Origin of the sequence: Robiginitalea sediminis, assembly GCF_002198115.1 — a bacterium.
Classification (GTDB): domain Bacteria; phylum Bacteroidota; class Bacteroidia; order Flavobacteriales; family Flavobacteriaceae; genus Robiginitalea; species Robiginitalea sediminis.
In genome coordinates this window covers 427,522-443,251 of sequence record NZ_NGNR01000003.1, presented here as the reverse complement: position 1 = coordinate 443,251, position 15,730 = coordinate 427,522, and the positions used below count along the sequence as shown (strand labels likewise).

The 15,730-nt window shown below is 55.3% G+C and carries 17 protein-coding genes; 12 read left to right on the top strand and 5 right to left on the bottom strand.

Translation table 11 applies throughout. The features are described from left to right. Positions 1–26: 26 nt before the first annotated feature. Genes CA832_RS11835 through CA832_RS11825 form a run of 3 tightly spaced genes read left to right on the top strand, consistent with a single transcriptional unit; the run spans position 27 to position 3,225 of the window. The gene (locus tag CA832_RS11835; protein ID WP_088341814.1) at positions 27–902 is read left to right on the top strand and encodes an alpha/beta hydrolase; all 876 of its coding nucleotides are present in this window, start codon (positions 27–29) and stop codon (positions 900–902) included. Positions 903–908: 6 nt separating this feature from the next. Continuing rightward, complete coding sequence (locus CA832_RS11830) at positions 909–1,616, top strand: SGNH/GDSL hydrolase family protein (protein ID WP_233131794.1); 708 nt, start codon at positions 909–911, stop codon at positions 1,614–1,616. Between the two features lies 1 nt (position 1,617). After that, entirely contained in the window at positions 1,618–3,225 is a 1,608-nt protein-coding gene (locus CA832_RS11825) for a family 20 glycosylhydrolase (protein ID WP_088341813.1), read from the top strand. 4 nt (positions 3,226–3,229) lie between these two features. On the opposite strand, the gene CA832_RS11820 is transcribed toward CA832_RS11825, so the two are convergent. From CA832_RS11820 to ruvX, 3 genes are read right to left on the bottom strand one after another with little or no spacing between them, the layout of a single operon-like run. Next, the gene (locus CA832_RS11820) at positions 3,230–3,664 is read right to left on the bottom strand and encodes a DUF5606 family protein (RefSeq protein ID WP_088341812.1); all 435 of its coding nucleotides are present in this window, start codon (positions 3,662–3,664) and stop codon (positions 3,230–3,232) included. A gap of 57 nt (positions 3,665–3,721) precedes the next feature. Beyond that, positions 3,722–4,312, bottom strand: a complete 591-nt coding sequence (def, locus tag CA832_RS11815) for a peptide deformylase (RefSeq protein WP_088341811.1) — start codon at positions 4,310–4,312, stop codon at positions 3,722–3,724. After that, positions 4,309–4,725, bottom strand: a complete 417-nt coding sequence (gene ruvX, locus CA832_RS11810) for a Holliday junction resolvase RuvX (RefSeq protein WP_088341810.1) — start codon at positions 4,723–4,725, stop codon at positions 4,309–4,311. Before ruvX ends, def begins: the two co-directional genes overlap by 4 nt. A 102-nt stretch (positions 4,726–4,827) precedes the next feature. On the opposite strand from ruvX, the gene CA832_RS11805 reads away from it, so the two are divergent. The 3 genes from CA832_RS11805 to CA832_RS11795 all read left to right on the top strand — a co-directional run bounded on the left by CA832_RS11805 (position 4,828) and on the right by CA832_RS11795 (position 7,388). Then, entirely contained in the window at positions 4,828–5,643 is an 816-nt protein-coding gene (locus CA832_RS11805; protein ID WP_088341971.1) for a 2,3,4,5-tetrahydropyridine-2,6-dicarboxylate N-succinyltransferase, read from the top strand. Between the two features lie 200 nt (positions 5,644–5,843). Continuing rightward, positions 5,844–6,692, top strand: coding sequence for a glycosyltransferase family 2 protein (locus CA832_RS11800; RefSeq protein ID WP_088341809.1), 849 nt, complete (start codon positions 5,844–5,846; stop codon positions 6,690–6,692). Positions 6,693–6,803: 111 nt separating this feature from the next. Beyond that, the gene (locus CA832_RS11795) at positions 6,804–7,388 is read left to right on the top strand and encodes a LicD family protein (protein ID WP_088341808.1); all 585 of its coding nucleotides are present in this window, start codon (positions 6,804–6,806) and stop codon (positions 7,386–7,388) included. Here CA832_RS11795 and CA832_RS15155 read toward each other — a convergent pair. Further along, positions 7,385–8,008 (bottom strand): adenylyltransferase/cytidyltransferase family protein, encoded by a 624-nt coding sequence (locus CA832_RS15155; protein ID WP_198944481.1) that lies wholly within the window; start codon positions 8,006–8,008, stop codon positions 7,385–7,387. The genes CA832_RS11795 and CA832_RS15155 overlap by 4 nt on opposite strands. Positions 8,009–8,184: 176 nt before the next feature. Here CA832_RS15155 and CA832_RS11785 point away from each other — a divergent pair, with 176 nt between their 5' ends. From CA832_RS11785 to CA832_RS11760, 6 genes are all read left to right on the top strand, one after another. Beyond that, a complete protein-coding gene (locus CA832_RS11785) occupies positions 8,185–8,874 on the top strand; it encodes a phosphocholine cytidylyltransferase family protein (RefSeq protein ID WP_088341807.1) in 690 nt (229 codons plus the stop codon). A gap of 41 nt (positions 8,875–8,915) precedes the next feature. Continuing rightward, the gene (locus tag CA832_RS15290) at positions 8,916–10,703 is read left to right on the top strand and encodes a CDP-glycerol glycerophosphotransferase family protein (RefSeq protein WP_317042286.1); all 1,788 of its coding nucleotides are present in this window, start codon (positions 8,916–8,918) and stop codon (positions 10,701–10,703) included. A gap of 173 nt (positions 10,704–10,876) precedes the next feature. Then, complete coding sequence (locus CA832_RS11775; protein WP_088341805.1) at positions 10,877–12,316, top strand: CCA tRNA nucleotidyltransferase; 1,440 nt, start codon at positions 10,877–10,879, stop codon at positions 12,314–12,316. 10 nt (positions 12,317–12,326) lie between these two features. Then, positions 12,327–13,373, top strand: a complete 1,047-nt coding sequence (locus tag CA832_RS11770) for a COX15/CtaA family protein (RefSeq protein ID WP_088341804.1) — start codon at positions 12,327–12,329, stop codon at positions 13,371–13,373. A gap of 33 nt (positions 13,374–13,406) precedes the next feature. Then, positions 13,407–13,910, top strand: coding sequence for an IS1096 element passenger TnpR family protein (locus CA832_RS11765; RefSeq protein WP_088341803.1), 504 nt, complete (start codon positions 13,407–13,409; stop codon positions 13,908–13,910). 21 nt (positions 13,911–13,931) lie between these two features. Beyond that, positions 13,932–14,990: a nucleoid-associated protein gene (locus CA832_RS11760; RefSeq protein ID WP_088341802.1), complete on the top strand. Its 1,059-nt coding sequence runs from the start codon at positions 13,932–13,934 to the stop codon at positions 14,988–14,990. Positions 14,991–15,186: 196 nt separating this feature from the next. On the opposite strand, the gene CA832_RS11755 is transcribed toward CA832_RS11760, so the two are convergent. Next, the gene (locus CA832_RS11755; protein ID WP_088341801.1) at positions 15,187–15,705 is read right to left on the bottom strand and encodes a YybH family protein; all 519 of its coding nucleotides are present in this window, start codon (positions 15,703–15,705) and stop codon (positions 15,187–15,189) included. Between the last annotated feature and the right edge of the window lie 25 nt (positions 15,706–15,730).

Below are 15,730 nucleotides of genomic sequence, written 5' to 3'. Positions count from 1 at the left end.
AAATACAAACCTTAAAACAAAACGGAATGCGAAATACGATACTCGCCCTTGCTGGGCTATTGTTAACCACCGGGGCCGGCTGGAGCCAGGACAGTATCCCCCTGCCCCACACCCCGGCAGAAAACGTCATGTGGTCCGGGGGCGAAAAACACTACTACTCCCCCATCTGGGACAATGAGGTAGTCACCAACGTTTCCACGCCAAGCCTGCAAGTCTTCCTGCCAGCAGCAGGGACGGGCAATGGGGCCGCTGTGGTGGTTGCCCCTGGAGGCGGGCTATATGGCCTCAGCATCGAAAGCGAAGGGCGGCAGGTAGCCAGCTGGCTGGCGGAAAAGGGTTTTACCGCCTTTGTGCTGAAATACCGCCTGGTGCCCACGGGTAAGGACGGGATACAGGAAATTACAACCCTGGGGACGGAAAACCCCAGGGAACTCATGGCCCAGGTGGCCCGGGTGCTCCCCTTCTCGATTTCGGACGGGCAGCAGGCGGTTGCCTATGTCCGGGCCCATGCCGCCGAATACGGGCTAGATCCCGGAAAAATCGGGTTTATGGGCTTCTCGGCAGGGGGCGCCGTAACCATGGGTGTCGGCTATGAAGCCTCCGGCAAAACTGCGGCCGACTTTATCGTCCCGGTTTACCCCTGGACTACAGCCTACCCGGTTGCGCCCGCCCCGGACAACGCCGTACCCATGCTGGTGATATGCGCCTCGGACGACCCGCTTGGCCTGGCAGCCGGAAGCACAGCACTCTACCAGGCCTGGTTGGCTGCCGGGAAGACCGCTGCTCTGCACATATATAGCGTAGGGGGGCACGGCTTTGGCATGAAACAGCAGGGGTTGCCCTCGGATTCCTGGATCGAGCGCTTTTACGACTGGGCCAAAGTCCATATTTTAGCTCCTTAACCGCCTATGAAGATATCCCCCAAGAATTTCGGTCCGGGCCACGGCCTGTTTTGGGCTTTTTGCGCCATGGGCCTGCTGTTGCTGCCCCGACAGGCCCGGGGGCAGGACCCTTTGCGTTTCGAAAAGGAAGTGACGGCCCTGTTGTCCCGAACCGACAGCCTTTGGAACAGGCAACAGCCCGCCATTGTCTTTACGGGGAGCTCCAGCATCCGGATGTGGAATACCCTCTCCCGGGATTTCCCCGGGGTGCAAATACTCAATACCGGCTTTGGGGGTTCCCAGGCCTCGGACCTGCTCCATTACCTGGAGGCCCTGGTCCTGCAATACAGTCCGGCCCAGGTGTTCATTTACGAAGGGGACAATGACCTGGCAGAAGGCAAGCGGCCCCGCCAGGTCCTGAAAACCCTGGAAACCCTGACAATGCAAATACAAACTGAGCATCCCCGGACCCCGGTGGTCTGGATTGCGGCAAAACCCAGCATAAGCCGTTGGCACCTTAGGGGGAAATACCGGAGGTTTAACCGCAAGCTGGAGAGACGGGCCCGAAAGAGCCCCGCCGTAGATTTTGCAAATGTCTGGCACCCGATGCTTAATGGGCGCCGTCTGAAAACCGGGCTGTTTATTGAAGATGGCCTGCACATGAATGCCGAGGGCTACCGCATCTGGCGGGAAGTCATCGGCCTAAAACTCAAAACAACCGATAGTACAAACTAATATGAAAACTCCTTCCCTTTCCCGATTCCTGATCCGTGGGGCTGCCATTGCCGGCCTCGTGGCGGCAGTAGCCGCCTGTACCCAGGAAGCCCCCAGGATTGTTTTTCCCGAAACCGACCTGGCAGCAGTCCCCATGATTCCCAAGCCCCTGGATGTAGCACCCAGCGGCACCGCTTTTGGCCTGGACCGTTTCACCGCCATTTACAGCACGGAAGCCCTGGAAGGGGTGGCCGGGTTCTTGTCGGAAAAAATACAGTCCAAGACGGGGCTCCGGATCCCGGTGAATGCCGAAGGGGAAACAGAAGTGCACCGCGGGATTTACCTGAGCACCTCGGAAATGGATAACCCGGAGGCCTACCACCTGCGCATAGGCCCGGATTCGGTCACCATAAGCGCCGGATCGGCCCAGGGAGCATTCCTGGCCATCCAGACCCTGCGCCAGGCCATTCCGGAGACGTCCAATGACACCCTGGCGGAATATCCCATCTGGCCCGTCCCCGGAGGAGAAATCCGAGATGTACCCCAATTCGGGTACCGGGGAGCCATGCTGGATGTCGCCCGTCATTTCTTTTCGGTGGAGGACGTCAAAAAATATCTGGACGTGATGGCCTACTACAAACTCAATGTACTGCACCTGCACCTTACTGACGACCAGGGGTGGCGTATTGAAATCAAGTCCTGGCCCAAGCTCACCGAAGTGGGCGGCAGTACAGAGGTAGGGGGCGGACCCGGCGGATTCTATACCCAGGAGGACTATGCGGAAATCGTACGCTATGCGGCCGAGCGCCATATTACCATTGTACCGGAGGTGGATATGCCCGGGCACACAAACGCTGCCTCGGTAGCCTACCCTATCCTAAATGGCAATGGTAAGACCCCGGAACTGTACACTGGGACCCATGTGGGATTCAGCACCTGGGACACGCGCAAGGACACGGTCTACGCCTTTATCGATGATGTGGTACGGGAAATCTCGGCCCTGACCCCGGGCCCCTACTTCCATATCGGAGGGGACGAGAGCCACGTCACCCGGAAAGACGACTATATCTACTTCATTGAGCGGGTGGAGCCCATTGTGCAGAAATACGGCAAACGCGTGATCGGTTGGGATGAAGTGGCCCATGCCGACCTGGACAGCAGCACCGTGGCCCAGTTCTGGGCAGATGAGGAAAATGCCACGAGGGCCGTGGGTAAAGGGATGAAAGTCCTCCTATCCCCCGCCCGCAAGGCCTACCTGGATATGCAATACGACACCTTATCAGAATACGGGTTGCACTGGGCCGCGTATATCCCGGTGGATACCGCCTATATCTGGGACCCATCCACCTACTCCGCGGGGATTGCCCCGAAAGACATCCTGGGCATTGAAGCGCCCCTGTGGTCGGAGACCATCAGTACCATAGAAGAATTGGAATACCTGGCCTTCCCCCGCCTGTTGGGGTATTCAGAACTGGGCTGGACCCCGGCAGCAAAACGCTCCTGGGATGAATACAAACTGCGGCTTGCAGCGCAGACACCTTATTTCAAACGGATGGACATCCGGTACTACCCGTCTGCCCTGGTCCCCTGGGAAGTCCCTGACTTACCGGAGCCTCAGAACCCGGATTAAGGGATCAGGCCTCCTGGCCGGCATCCTCCCCGCTTTCAGGCTCAGTGTCCGGGGTGAAATCGTTCACCCCATTCTCCTGCAGCAGGTTATACCATTGGATAACCTTGCGGATGTCGCTGGCATAAACGCGGTCCTCGTCGTAGTTGGGGAGGACCTCGAAGAAGTAGGCTTCCAGGTCTTCCCTGGCCGCCTTGTGGCTTAGCGGGATTTTACCCCCCTTTTCCTTCTTCTGGATTTTGGCAAACACCTCCCTTAAGGGAAGTTCCTCTTCCAGGGTATAGATGGCAATTTCCGAGAGGACACTGACATTTCCGGTCATACCTACCGAGATTTTTTTGCCGTCCAGCAGGGATTCCGCCACAAATCCGGTACGGGTCTGGGTAACCAGCCGGAAAAGTCCCGGCTTGCCCCCAATGGATAATATCTTTTCTAATTGCATAGCAGGGGTTGAAATTGGCTGCAAAGATGTAAAAAAAGTTGGTTTCCGGGCAGGGTCCTACCGCTTTCGTTTCATGTCTGGGAACCGCATGCGGTAATCGACCTGCACCTTTCCTTTGGAAATATTGCTCAGGCGTCCTTTAAGCAGGCGCTTTTTAAGGGACGAGAGGTGGTCTGTAAAAAGCACCCCTTCAATATGGTCGTACTCGTGCTGGATCACCCGGGCCAGTAACCCGCTGAAGGTCTCGGTGTGCGTCTCGAACGCCTCGTCCATATAGGTCAGGGTGATGGTATCCATCCGGTTAACATCCTCCCGGATATCCGGGATGCTCAGGCAGCCCTCATTAAACGGCCACTTACTTCCGGTTTCGGATTCCATACGGGCATTGATAAAGACCTTTTTGAAATCTTTTAACTGCCCCCTTTCGGCCTCCTCCAGCTCGTCGTCCTCGGCAAAGGGGCTGGTGTCTACCAGGAAAAGGCGGATGGCCTTGCCAATCTGGGGTGCCGCCAGGCCCACCCCGCTGGCCTGGTACATGGTTTCCCACATATCGGGGATCAGGCTTTCCAGGCCGGGGTAATCCGCATCGATCTCTTCGCATTTCTTCCGGAGCACCGGGTCTCCATAGGCCACAATGGGTAAAATCATAAGTTATTTCTGCTTAAATAGGATTGCAGGATCAGGGTGGCGCTTACCTTGTCCAGCACCGACTTGTCCCTGCGCTTTTTCTTTTTCATCCCCCCTGCTACCAAAGACCTCGCGGCCATTTTGGAGGTGAAACGCTCGTCCTCCCTCACAATCTCCAACCCTGGGAAACGCTTCTCCAGGCGCGTTATAAAGGCCAGGATGGCCGGTTCTACCTGAGAGGGGGTGTTGTCCATCCGACGAGGCTGACCAATAACCAAAAGGTCCACGGTTTCCGCACTTAGGTAGGATTCCAGGTAGGCCATCAGGTCTTCCGTAGCCACGGTTTCCAGGCCCGAGGCAATAATCCTGAGCGGGTCTGTTACCGCCAGGCCGGTCCGTTTCTCCCCAAAGTCCATTGCCAGAATCCTGCCCACCGGAAATTTTTGACAAAATTACGGATAAATCGTTACAGCTCTAAATTTTGCTGGCCGCCCCGCCCCGTAGTCCTATCTTTGCCCAAAATACAGACCCAGACCATGGAAGCATTGCGCCAAAGCATCGAAGCCGCGTGGGAAGACCGCGGACTCCTGAAAAACCCAGAAACCCAAAAAGCCATCCGGGAAGTAGTGGACCTGCTGGACCAGGGCGCCCTGCGCTGCGCCAGCCCTACCCCCAATGGGTGGAACATTGAGGAATGGGTCAAAAAGGCCGTAGTGCTGTATTTCCCCATCCAGAAAATGGAAACCCTGGAAGCCGGGATTTTCGAATACCACGATAAAATACCCCTCAAACGCGGATACGCGGGGAAAGGGGTACGGGTGGTTCCCCATGCAGTTGCCCGCCACGGAGCCTATATTGCACCGGGCACCATCCTGATGCCGAGCTATGTCAACATCGGGGCTTATGTGGACGAGGGGACTATGGTCGATACCTGGGCCACCGTAGGAAGCTGCGCCCAGATCGGCAAGAACGTGCACCTGAGCGGGGGCGTGGGCATTGGCGGGGTCCTGGAACCCCTGCAGGCCGCCCCGGTTATTGTGGAGGACAACGCCTTTATCGGGAGCCGCTGTATTGTGGTAGAAGGGGTGCGCGTGGAGCGGGAGGCCGTCCTGGGAGCCAATGTGGTCCTGACAGCGTCTACCAAAATTATCGATGTCAGCGGGGACGCCCCCGTGGAATACAAGGGACGGGTACCTGCCCGTTCTGTGGTAATCCCGGGCAGCTTTACCAAGTCATTTCCGGCCGGCGACTACCAGGTTTCCTGTGCCCTCATTATCGGAACGCGTAAAGAAAGTACAGACAAAAAGACTTCCCTGAACGATGCGCTCAGGGAATACGATGTGGCCGTTTAGTATAGGGGTTTTCTAATGTTCTTTTACCAGTCCTTAGGCCTGTACAGCCCTGCTCCTAAGTAGGTCGGAAGTCACGGAACCCCATAAAACGGACCCTTTGCCTTTTTCGTAAGGTATGCAGGCTCGCTTAAAATAATCCCCCTTTTTGTGCGTTACAAGGGTATACCCATGCCCGATTTCGGGTTTCGAAAAACGCCATAATGCCGTATCGCACTGCAGTTACCGCCCTAATTATCACCTACAACGAGCGTGAGAACATCGAGCGTTGCCTCGCCTCGGTGGCCTTTGCCTCCGAGATCATCGTGGTAGACTCCTACAGTACAGACGGCACCTATGAGTACCTGCTCCGGCAGCCCCAGGTCAAAGTGATCCAGCATCCGTTCCAGAACTTTACGGCCCAGAAAAACTTTGCCCTCCGGCACGCCAATAACGACTGGGTCCTCTTTATAGATGCCGATGAGGTCGTGGGCGATTCCTTGAAAGCCGAAATCCTGGGAACCCTATCGGCAGCACCGGCAGACGTGGATGCCTATTGGTTTTACCGCGACTTTATGTTCGGGGAAAGGCCCCTGAGGTTCAGCGGCTGGCAAACCGATAAGAATATCCGTTTGTTCCGGCGTTCCGGGGCCAAATACAGCGAATCCCGCCTGGTTCACGAACGCCTGGAGGTTAAGGGGAAGACTGGAGCGTTAAAGGCCCGCCTCACCCATTATTGCTACAAAAACTTTAAAGACTACCGCCGGAAAATGCTCATGTACGGCCGGCTGAAGGCCGCGGAGGCCTTCCGCTCCGAAAAACGCTTTTCCTGGGCCCTGCAACTGCTGAAGCCCGCGTGGAAATTCGGCTATAACTACCTGGTACGCCTGGGCTTTCTGGACGGGATTAACGGAATCACCATCTGTTACCTGGGTGCCCTGGAAGATGTGGAGCGTTACCGGTACCTGCGCCGCCTGGAACGGGAAGCCCGAAGGGCGGAACGTACCTGGGTCAAACCGGTACCCCGCGCCCTGGAAATCTACAAGGCCGGCGAAGCCTCTTCGGCTGCCTGAAACCCCGACAGGCACCTACTTTAATGCTATCCCCGGTTTTCGGACCCCCTTTATTCGGGTATAATACCCTATTCCTACAGGTTTTAGGTTAGCTATGCGTAGCTTTGCAGCATGGCCTATGACATCACACTCGAAGGGAAAAACCTCAAGGAGGCGCACTCCCTCCTGCAACAGGTTTGCGGCATAGCGGAACAGGCAGGGGTTACCTACTGGCTGGAAGGCGGTACCTTACTGGGAATCCGCCGGGAAAACCGGCTGCTGCCCTGGGACAATGACCTGGATATCTCCATGATGTCCGACCAATTGGGTAAACTGGACACCTTTCTTTCCCTGGCCAGGGGCGCCGGTTTGCGCATCCGTATCCGGACTTTCGAGGCGGGTAACCCTCCTTTTACCCCAGGGGACATTCGCATGGTTAAAATCCGAAAGCGCCGCTTTTTCGGGTTGCTCAAAGGGAAGGTCACCCTGGATATCTTCGTAAAATACCGACAAGATGATCTGGCCTACTGGATGATAGCGGGAAAGACCAAATCTGTGCCTTATAACTATTACCAGAAATTCCGCACTGTGGAGTTTCGAGGCCACTCCTACAGCATTCCGGTAGATACGGAGGGCTACCTAACCTACAGGTACGGGGATTGGGAAACCCCTAAAAAAGACTGGGATACCACCACGGACGACCGGGCCCTTTCCTAAGCTTTGGGGTGCAGGGTGAGGTTGAGGGTATCTTTCAGGATGGTACTGCTTATACTTTTGGTATAGGGGAAGTACTCCATCTGGCAGCTCACCTTGGGATATCGGCCCTTCCAGTCATCCCCCACCGAAATGGCATCGATACGGTAGGCATCCACGACCTTTTGCTTGTCCTTGTCCACCTGTGGGATTACCTGGTCTACATAGGATATGGCCTCCAGAACGCGGGCGCGTTCCTCATAGGGGATTACAGGACGGCGGCCTTTCTCCTTTTCGATGAGTTCGTCTGTGGAAACCCCTACGATAAGGTATTCGCAGAGGGCTTTAGACTGCTCCAGGATATTCAAGTGCCCGAAATGGAATACATCAAAACACCCGGAGGTGTACATCCGACGGTATTTTTTGGCCTTGCGTTCCAAAAGGTCGATAATGGGCTGTGAGCCATGGATCCGGATCTCCAGGTCGCCCTCAGGGTTGAGGGCGCGCAGCTGCCCAACCAGTTCGGAAGCCTGAGTGGCTGCCCGGTCGTCAGTTGCCGAGATACGCCACCCCGAAGGCGTTGCCACTACAAACTCCCATCCCGGAAAACGCTTTGCCAGCGCTTCCATTGCCTTACCATCCATAATGCCGTTAGTTTGAAGTGCAAAAGTAGTCAAATCGGTGACAATGGGAAGGGAGGTCACCCACAGCGGCTAGGATAGCCTATTTTAGTAGTTGCCCAATAAAAAGTACCTTTGACCCCACGGGCGGGTGCAGTTCCCGGAGTGGGCTCCCCCGCCTGCCCAGAAGACTCCTTAGCATGAAAATAATTATCCTGGCCGCGGGTATAGGTTCCCGCCTCGGCAATCCTTTTCCGAAGCCTCTTACACCCCTGGCAAACCAAAAGAGCATCATGCAAATGCAGGTCGAGAACCTCTCACGCCATTTCCATTTGGATGCCATACAGGTGGTGGTGGGTTTTAAAAAAGACCTGATCATGGAGCGTTTCCCGGAACTGACCTATATCTACAACCCGTTTTTCGATCAGACCAATACCTCCAAAAGCCTCCTGATGGCCCTTCGGAAAAACCGTGGCGAAGATGTGCTTTGGCTTAACGGGGATGTGGTTTTCGACCACAGGCTCCTGGAAGCCATACGACCTTTCATTGAAGTGAGAACCTCCTTTGTGGCCGTGAACACCAGTAAGGTAGGGGAAGAAGAAGTCAAATACACCCTGAGCGATCAGGGAACTATCAAAGCGCTGTCCAAAGAAGTAGAGGGCGGACTGGGCGAGGCCGTGGGCATCAACTTTATCGCCGCCGAGGACCTTGAGGTATTTATCAGCCATCTGGAAGCCTGCGAGGACAACGATTATTTCGAAAAAGGCCTGGAGCGGTCCATCGAGAAGGATGGGGTCCAAATCCAGGCGCTGGATATCTCCCAGTTCGATTGTATGGAGGTCGATTTCAAACAAGACCTGGACAAGGCCAACTCCATGCTCCGTAAATGAGGACGGTCCTTTTTTGCCAAAACCCCTATGCCTTTGGGATCATGGCACCCCTTCGCGATGCCCTGCGCAGCGAGGGACATGAATACATATGGTTTCTGACCGGTAATCTGCTGAAGTCCTTTCCTTTCAAAGAAGATCCGTTTACGACCCGGATCCTGGAGTTACAGCACTACCTGCCGGATGCAATCTTTGTTCCGGGAAACGAAGTCCCCCACTACCTGCAAGGGGTAAAGGTCCAGATTTTCCATGGCCTGGCCGGGGAGAAAAAGGGACACTTCCGGATCCGTCACTATTTTGACCTTTACCTCACCCAGGGCCCCTATTTTACTGAGCGGTTTCTGGCCCTCAGGGAAAAGCACCAGGATTTCGAGGTGGTGCAAACCGGGTGGCCCAAGCTCGATATCCTCTGGGATGCCACACTCCGGGCCCGCTGCGTACAACACAGGACCCAACTCCTGGAACAGGCCGGGGCCGGGACTTTATTGCTCTATGCCCCCACCTTTTCCCCAAGCCTGACCTCAGCCCCCTATCTGCTGGACGAAATCCGGGACCTGGCGGAAGACCCGAAGTATCTCATACAGATCAAATTTCACGACCTGATGGACCCGGGGGTGGTGGCGCAATACGAGGGGCTTGCCTCCCAGCACCCTCGGGTAGAAGTGGTCCGTGAGAGCAATATTGTGCAGTATCTGCTCGCGGCAGACCTACTGATCAGCGATACCTCTTCCGTGATTTACGAGTTCCTGCTGTTGGACAAACCCGTGGTATCCTACAGGAGTATTGCCGAGCGAATCCAATGGGAGAACGCTGCGAATTACCGCAACCTCAGGGCCCTGGTGGAAACCAACCTACAGGACGACCCTTTCTCCCGGCAGCGGGCGGAGATCAAGGCCGCCTTCCACCCGTATGAAGACGGGCAGTCGGCATCCCGAATGCTACAGGCTACCGAAGCCTACCTCAGAACCCATGGCGTGCCTGAAGGCCGTCGCCTCTCCCCTTACCGGCGTACCAAAATCCGGTGGCTGTTTGGCCCACATATCCACGAGCCTTATCTGGGGCCCAGGAAGGTCCCGATATCCGCGTTGCTGATTACCTATAACGAAATCCTGCATATTGAGCAGGTGCTGGAGAACCTCAAATTTGCCGATGAGATTATCGTGGTGGATTCCCACAGTACAGACGGGACGGCAGAAGTGGTACGGGCCCATCCCAAGGCCAGGCTCATCCAGCGGGATTTTCTTAACTATACGGACCAGAAATCCTATGCCCTGGAGCAGGCCAGCCACGATTGGGTGGTATTCACCGATGCAGATGAGCGCATCCCAGATACCCTGCTCGATGAAATCTACCGGACCATAAACAACCCGGAACAATCGGTAAGTGCCTTCTTTTTCAGGCGCCGGTTTATGTTCAAAGACAAAGTATTGCGCTTCAGCGGCTGGCAGAGCGACAAGAATTACCGTCTGTTCCGAAAAAGCCGCTGCAGGTTCACCAACAACCGTATTGTCCATGAAACCCTGGATGTGGATGGGTCTACGGCCATTCTGGACAACAAGCTTATCCACTATTCCTACCGCTCCTATGAGGACTATAAAGGGAAAATGCTGCGGTACGGAAAGATGAAGGCACAGGAGGAATACGCAAGGGGAAAACGCTTCGGGTGGCTGCCCATGGTCCTGAGGCCCGCTTATAAATTCCTGAACCACTTTATCCTGCGTCTAGGTATTCTAGACGGTACAAGGGGCGTAGTTGTCTCATACTTAAATGCCCTTGGGGTATACTCCCGTTACCAGGAACTAAAATGCCTCAGCAGGATAAACAAACCTTGAGGGCCGGCTGCCCCTGCCCCATCGTAAAGCAGGAAGTTCAAGGCCATGATTCAGAATGCGAAAACTGGTCCGGCCATTTGAGCAGCTCTGGTGTAAGTGGTACCTTTGCCAGACGGTAGTCCCCTTGGGGAAACCCGGACAGGGATGACCCTGTACGAACCGGAATTGGAGCGATGACCACCCAGAAATACCATAAGGAGGCGCTGGCCCACCCTGTTTTCAAGACCCTGAGTCATGCAGCACAGGAGCTTGGACTGGAGGCGTATGTCATTGGTGGGTATGTCCGGGATTTCTTCCTGGGCCGCGACCAGAAAAAAGATATCGATATCGTGGCCATAGGCAGCGGGATTGGTCTGGCCCGTGCAGTGGCCAACGAACTCCCGGGAAACCCAAAGGTGACGGTTTTTAAAAATTTCGGGACGGCCATGGTCCGCCACGGGGACCTGGAACTCGAATTTGTGGGGGCACGGCGGGAAAGCTATTCCCGGGACAGCCGCAAGCCCATAGTAGAAGACGGTACCCTTCAGGACGACCAGAACAGGAGGGATTTCACCATCAATGCCCTGGCCCTTTCGCTGGATCCCTTGGAATTCGGGAAACTCCTGGATCCTTTCGGGGGCCTGGATGACCTGGAAAAAGGGATTATACGAACCCCTCTGGAACCGGCCACTACGTATTCCGACGACCCCCTGCGGATGATCCGCGCCATTCGGTTTGCCGCCCAGCTCGACTTCCGCATCGAACGGGATTCGCTCAATGCCATAGGAGTGCAGAAAGACCGGATCCGAATTGTTTCCCCGGAGCGCATTACCGATGAGTTACATAAAATTATGGCAACCGATAAACCCTCCATAGGTTTCGGGTTGCTGCACAAAACCGGGCTGCTGGGGTATATCCTTCCGGAACTCGTAGCCCTGCAGGGGATTGAAGAGCGGGAAGGCCAACGGCATAAAGATAACTTCTGGCACACCCTGGAGGTAGTGGATAATATTGCCCAGGCCACCGATAACCTTTGGCTGCGGTGGGCCGCCTTGCTCCACGATATCGGGAAGGCCCCCACAAAACGGTTCGACCCCAAGGTGGGCTGGACATTCCACGGACATGAATTTGTGGGATCCAAAATGGTGTACAAACTCTTTAAAAGGTTGCGCCTGCCCCTGAACGACAGGATGAAATACGTCCAGAAACTGGTTATGATGAGTTCCAGGCCCATAGTCCTGTCCAACGATTATGTGACGGATTCTGCGGTGAGAAGGCTGGTATTCGATGCAGGGGATGACGTAGAAGACCTGATGACCCTGTGCGAGGCGGACATCACCACCAAAAACCCGAAAAAACAAAAACGCTACCTGAAAAATTTCCAACTGGTACGTGAAAAAATCACCGAGGTCGAGGAGCGGGACCGGATCCGGAACTTCCAACCCCCGGTTACGGGGGAGGAAATCATGGAGGCCTTCTCCCTGAAACCCGGGTGGGAAATCGGCATGATCAAGGAAGCCATAAAGGAAGCCATCCTGGAGGGGGAAATCCCCAACGAACACGGCCCCGCCAGGGACTTTATGCTTGAAAAGGGCAGGGCCATGGGCCTGAGCCCCAATACCAACAAACCCTAACAGGCACATTGTGAGAACACGACTCAGAACGTATTATTACCGCATGGCCCGCACCGCCCTGATCCTGGTTTACCTGGTAATCCTCGCAGGGGCCGTGGTCCGCATGACCGGCAGCGGCATGGGGTGCCCGGACTGGCCCAAGTGCTTTGGGTACTACATCCCCCCTACCCAGGAATCCGAATTAATCTGGACCCCGGGAAGGGAATACTTAAAGGGCCAGGTCATAATCCGCGACGAACAACTCTTGCTGGCAAGGGAGGATTTCACTGCGGCCGAAGCCTTCGAAGCCTCTCACTGGGAACCCTACACCCGCCACGATTACGCTGTTTTCAACGCTGCCCATACCTGGGTGGAATACATCAACCGGTTGCTGGGCGCGCTCTCCGGCCTGGCCATCCTGGCCATGGCCCTCTGTTCCCTGGCCTGGTGGCCCGAGAAAAAAGGCCGGGTGGCCTTTGCCTGGCTCACGGTAATCGCCATAGGCTTCCAGGCCTGGCTGGGAGCCACCGTGGTCTACTCCGTACTGGCACCTGTGCGGATTACCCTGCATATGTTTATGGCCCTGGTCATCGTGGGCATGCTTATCTGGATTGTATTCCGGGAAACCAAGACCAATCCCGGACACCGGGCAGACCCCCTGACCTTCCGGGTCTGGACCGCCACTGTCCTGGCCTCTCTGCTGCAGATTCTGATGGGTACACAGGTCAGGCAATTCGTGGACGAGCAGGCAGAGGCCCTCGGGGAAGGCACCCGGGACCTCTGGCTACAAGATCCTTCGGTCGTTTTCCTGGTACACAGGTCTTTTTCCATCCTGATCGTACTGCTGCACCTGTGGGTAGCCTGGCGCATTGGCAAGAAGCAACTGGGATATGGGGGCATGACCCCTATCCTGATCGTAATCGGTCTCATCCTGGTCAGCGGCGTGGCTATGAATTACCTGGCCTTCCCCTGGGGAAGCCAGCCCCTGCACCTGGTCATGGCAGCCGTACTCTTCGGAATGCAGGGTTTCCTGTGGTTGCAGATGCGGCATACCCACCGAACGCGGTTTTCTTCGTAACTTTGCCGGAATCTTTTTTACAAAGAAGACTCCATGATTTACAAAATCCGCGTTATCCTCGATGCCCAGGAAGATATTTTCAGGGACCTGGAAATTGAGGCAACAAGCAGCCTGGAAGACCTTCATATGGCCATTACCCAGTCGTTCGGTTTTTTGGGTGAGGAAATGGCATCCTTCTTTACCTGCGATGAGAACTGGCAACAGGAGGAGGAAATCCCCCTCTTCGACATGCGGGAGTCCGAGGACGAAGGCATGCGCATGGGCAATACCACCATTTCCCAGGTGCTTAGCGAGGAAAACCCGAGGATGCTCTACGTCTACGACTTCCTGAATATGTGGACCTTCTTTGTGGAACTCGCCGATGTGGCCCCTTATGAAAGCGGACGCAGCTACCCCAACCTGCTCTTCAGCTTTGGAGAAGTGCCCGATACCCCTCCGGAGAAACGGTTTGAAGCCGAACCCGAAGAAGAAGCGGAGGACATTGACGACGCTTTCGGGAATTACGAAGACATGGATTTCGACGAAAACTGGAATTAACCTTATCTCTACGGCCTGGCCATGCTAAACCTTTATGCGACCCAAATCGAGACAGTATCCCTGCACCGTGTGGGCAACAAACACCGTGCTGAACCCCTGTTTCTGTCGGAGACCCCATACGCCCTGAACGATGAAATCAGCGGGCTGCTGAAGGAGTACTTTTTTAAGCCGTTCCGGGAAAAAGAGGAGAATTATTTTTGTTTCCGGCACGAAGCCTCCCTGGAATTCCATCCCATATACGAAGCGGTCTCTGCCGTTTTCGACAACCCTGCCCGCCTGCACGAGGTAAGCCGGGAAATCGCCCGCCACCTTTATGGGCAATCCAACCACCCCCATATAAAGAGTGGGGAGTGTTACGTGACTTACCTTACCGATGTGATGCTGGACAACGAGAGGACAGATGCCGTCGGTATTTTTAAAAGTGAAGTAAAGCAGGACTTCCTGCAATTCCGGGAAAAAGGTTCCAATCTGGACATGATGGTTGAGCAAGGGGTTAACCTGCATAAACTCGATAAAGGCTGCCTGATATTCAACCGTTCCCGCGAGGAGGGGTACAAAGTCCTTTCGGTGGACAGCAACCGCTACGACGCCAAGTACTGGGTTGAGGAATTCCTGGGGCTTGCCCCCCTCACAGATGAGACCTTCTACACCAAAAATTACCTGAAGTTCTGCCAGGGGTTTGCCCGCGACGTGGTCCTGCCCGCTGAGGATAAGCAACAGGAGGTCCTCTTTATGAACCGGGCGGTAAACCACTTTGCCAAAAATGACGCCTTCGAGGAAAGCCGCTTTTTAAATGAGGTCCTGGAGAACCCGGAACTCATCCCGGAGTTTAAACACTACAAGGTGGAAAAAGGGCCCAAATACAGCATTGAGGACGTCTCGGATTTTGCCATCGCTAACAAAGCGGTAAGCGATACGCGCAAAAAAATCAAAAATGTAATCGACCTGGACACCAATATCCAGATTAAGCTGAACTTCATCAACCCGGAGTCTGCAGAGAAATTTGTGGAAAAAGGTTGGGACGAGGAGCGGCAGATGTATTACTACCTGGTGTACTTTAACCGGGAGCAAAAAACCTGAGGGCGGTTCGGGGGCGATTTAAGGGCCCCCTCCCCCCACCCAGCAAGGTATTCCCGGACCCTGCAACCCGCAAGCACCCCGGCCTGGGACCAGCCCCCGATTGACGCTTGCAGTATAAGCCCCCATATTAAAAAAGAAGGGGGCGGGGCAAAAGCCCCACCCCCTTTGAAATCATTTTACTCCCCGTACCGGAAGCCTATCCCTCCTCCCCGGCCGGCGGCTGCACCACCACATAGTCGTAGCGGATCTGCCATCCTTCATCGGTCTTCTGCCACAAGACCATGTAGTCCCCCGTCAATTGCATGGAGGGGATGGGGCTGTTCTCATTGGCTTCAAAAGTCTGGACACCCCTGCCGCGTTCCACGGCATGGTCACCAAAAAATTCGAAGTCGAGGACTTCCAATTCCAGGCTCCAATCCCCAATTTCGGCCGCGGCCCTCTGGGCAGCAATCCAGGCTTCCCGCCCCCGGATCTCCGGCTGGCCAGTAATAATTTGTATAACATCCGGGGCGAAGTAGGCCCCGGCAGCCTCAAACTGCCCTTCCCTGCTGAGGGAGGTAATGGCGGCATTGGCGGCCTCTACCTCAGCCAAGGCCGCCTCCCTAGCCTCCTGCCAGGCAGCAGCTTCGGCCTGGGGGTCCGGTTCCGGGGCGGGTTTCGGGTTACAGGAAACAACGAACAGGACAAGTAGTCCCAAACGAAAAAGGGTCTTCATATGTTGATGGTTTTAGTTACGAAAC